Annotated in this window: 2 protein-coding genes and 1 pseudogene; 1 reads left to right on the forward strand and 2 read right to left on the reverse strand. The window is 47.5% G+C overall.

Going from position 1 to position 2,375, the window contains the following annotated elements; all coding sequences use genetic code 11:
• Nucleotides 1-115 precede the first annotated feature (115 nt).
• The gene (hemC, locus tag RMO52_RS24255) at nucleotides 116-1,120 is read left to right on the forward strand and encodes a hydroxymethylbilane synthase (RefSeq protein WP_310419514.1); all 1,005 of its coding nucleotides are present in this window, start codon (nucleotides 116-118) and stop codon (nucleotides 1,118-1,120) included.
• A 254-nt stretch (nucleotides 1,121-1,374) separates the two neighbouring features.
• Here the strand turns inward: hemC and RMO52_RS24260 are convergent, their stop codons facing one another.
• Together RMO52_RS24260 and RMO52_RS24265 are read right to left on the reverse strand one after the other, a co-directional pair.
• On the reverse strand, nucleotides 1,375-1,917 hold the full coding sequence (locus tag RMO52_RS24260) for a hypothetical protein (protein ID WP_309743250.1): 543 nt from the start codon (nucleotides 1,915-1,917) through the stop codon (nucleotides 1,375-1,377).
• Between the two features lie 219 nt (nucleotides 1,918-2,136).
• Nucleotides 2,137-2,375: pseudogene (locus RMO52_RS24265) on the reverse strand (hypothetical protein); the annotation flags it as partial.

A 2,375-nucleotide genomic window follows, 5' to 3' on the forward strand; every position in this document is an offset into this window, starting at 1 on the left:
GTGAAGCTAGCTTCAGGCAGTGGAAACGGCTCGATCGTCACTAGCAACCGATCGCCAATGGCTGTATCCTAGATTGGGTATTTATATACGTTAGATTAACAATCGCTTTTATTATATGTCTGCTAATATTGCTAACTCCACCCAGACAGTCCGCATCGCTTCGCGGAAAAGCCAACTAGCATTAGTCCAAACATATTGGGTGCAAGCCGAGTTACAGAAGCACTTTCCCGATCGTACTTTTGAAGTCGAGATGATGAGTACCCAAGGCGATAAAATCTTGGATGTACCCTTGGCAAAAATCGGCGATAAGGGTTTATTTACCAAAGAACTAGAAGTAAAAATTCTCGATCGATCGGCAGACTTAGCCGTACACTCACTCAAGGATCTGCCCACTAATCTACCCGCTGGGTTGATGCTGGGCTGTGTCACCGAACGCGAAAATCCCGCCGATGCGCTAGTTGTCAATGCCAAACATCAAGGTTTACAGCTCGATACCCTCCCTGCTGGTGCCGTAATTGGTACCTCCTCATTGCGACGGTTAGCACAACTGCGCCACCACTTCCCCCACTTTGTCTTCAAAGACGTGCGCGGAAATGTTAATACCCGGCTGGCGAAGCTAGATGCAGGCGAATATGATGCGCTGATTCTGGCTGCGGCGGGCTTACAACGCCTAGATTTTGGCGATCGGATTCATCAGGTCATTCCGGCTAGTTTGTCGCTCCACGCGGTCGGACAGGGGGCACTCGGCATCGAATGTCGCACTGAAGATCCCGAAATACTCGCCCTACTCCAAACCTTACAACATCAGCCGACTGCCGATCGCTGTTATGCCGAGCGGTCATTCTTGCGAGAATTAGAGGGTGGTTGTCAAGTCCCGATCGGCGTTAATACTACCATCGATGGCGACAATCTCACGTTAGTAGGGATGGTATCTAGTCTCGATGGGCAAAGATTAGTCACCAATACCATCACGGGACTAGCCACCAATGCCGAGCAAATTGGGAAGGATCTCGCCAATCTGCTCCGCAGTCAAGGCGCAAAAGATATTCTGGATGAAATCTTTGAACTAGTACGGCGGGATGGATTGAAGAAGGTGTTGGACGAGCAAACTAATGGGTAAAAGGTAAGAGGTAAAAGGTAAAAGGTAAAAGGTAAGAGGTAAGAGGTAAGAGGCGACAAGAAGTAGGGTGGGCAGTGCCCACCATCTACATTTGAGTCGTCAAAACTCAGTAATCAAAAAGTAGGGTGGGCACTGCCCACCATCTACATTTGAGACTGAATTATGATTTTTTGCATTGACAAACATCTCATCCCCTAAAGCCAAAAGCCCAAAACCAAACCCTAAAGCCTAAAGCCTAAAACCTAAAGCCTTAACTACCTCTTGGCTCTTTGAAACTGTTTGAGATTGGCTAAAGACCGTTGGTAATTAACATTATCGCCGTAGATTCTAAATAACTCCATCGCAATGCGGAGATCGGCAATTGCCCCCTTGCAGTCACCAGCTTGATGACGAGCGTACGCGCGATTGTTGTAGGTAATAGCTTGCTCCGGGAGGATGCGGAGAACTTCGTTATAGTCCAGCACGGCACCCCGATAATCTCTCATATTGAGCTTGGCAGCAGCACGATTATTATATGCCAGAGCATGATTTCGATCGAGGCGAATCACTTCAGTATAATCGGCGATCGCGGGTATATTTTGTTGGAGTCTAGCGTACAAGATCCCGCGCTGCAAATATGCGTCTAGATCTTGGGGATTTTGTTGCAGGGTGGCATCCAGACTGGCAATAGTTGGCTGTGAGGTATTTGACTGTGCTGTCGGTGCTGGAGTCGGCTCTGGTGCTGCGACAGCTAGCAATGGCATCGCTGTGAGTGACACGCTGAGGATAGCCAGTTTAGATAGTAAATATTTAGTCATCAGCAATGATTAAGATCGAGCTTAAAACAATCTACAAACTATTGTAGTAGTTTTCCGGCATCAAATTTTACACGGGGTCGATCGCCTAAATTCGATCTGGTTACAAAAGGCGGTATTATGCAACTGTCATCGAGGAAGCATCTCAGTAGCAAGTACGCCAACGACTCGATCGATTTGTAGCTGGTTGAGGCGATGCTTTCCCGGTGCAAATAACTTTCATTATCTGGGGGTATTTATGTCTTGGAAGCAGGGATTAGTAGTAACGATAGTTGCGCTCGGTAGCACCGTACCAGCACCAGAGACAAATTCCGAAAACCCTTTGTTAGTTGTCTGCGCTCGAACGCTAGGAGTAAAACTCACAAGGCTACTGACAGTGCTACTGAGCGCAACTATCGTTACTACTAATCTGTGCTGCCAAGACATAAACACCCCTAGATAATGAAAGTTACTGGCACTGG

Source organism: Chamaesiphon sp. OTE_8_metabat_110, assembly GCF_031382685.1.
Classification (GTDB): Bacteria; Cyanobacteriota; Cyanobacteriia; order Cyanobacteriales; family Chamaesiphonaceae; genus Chamaesiphon.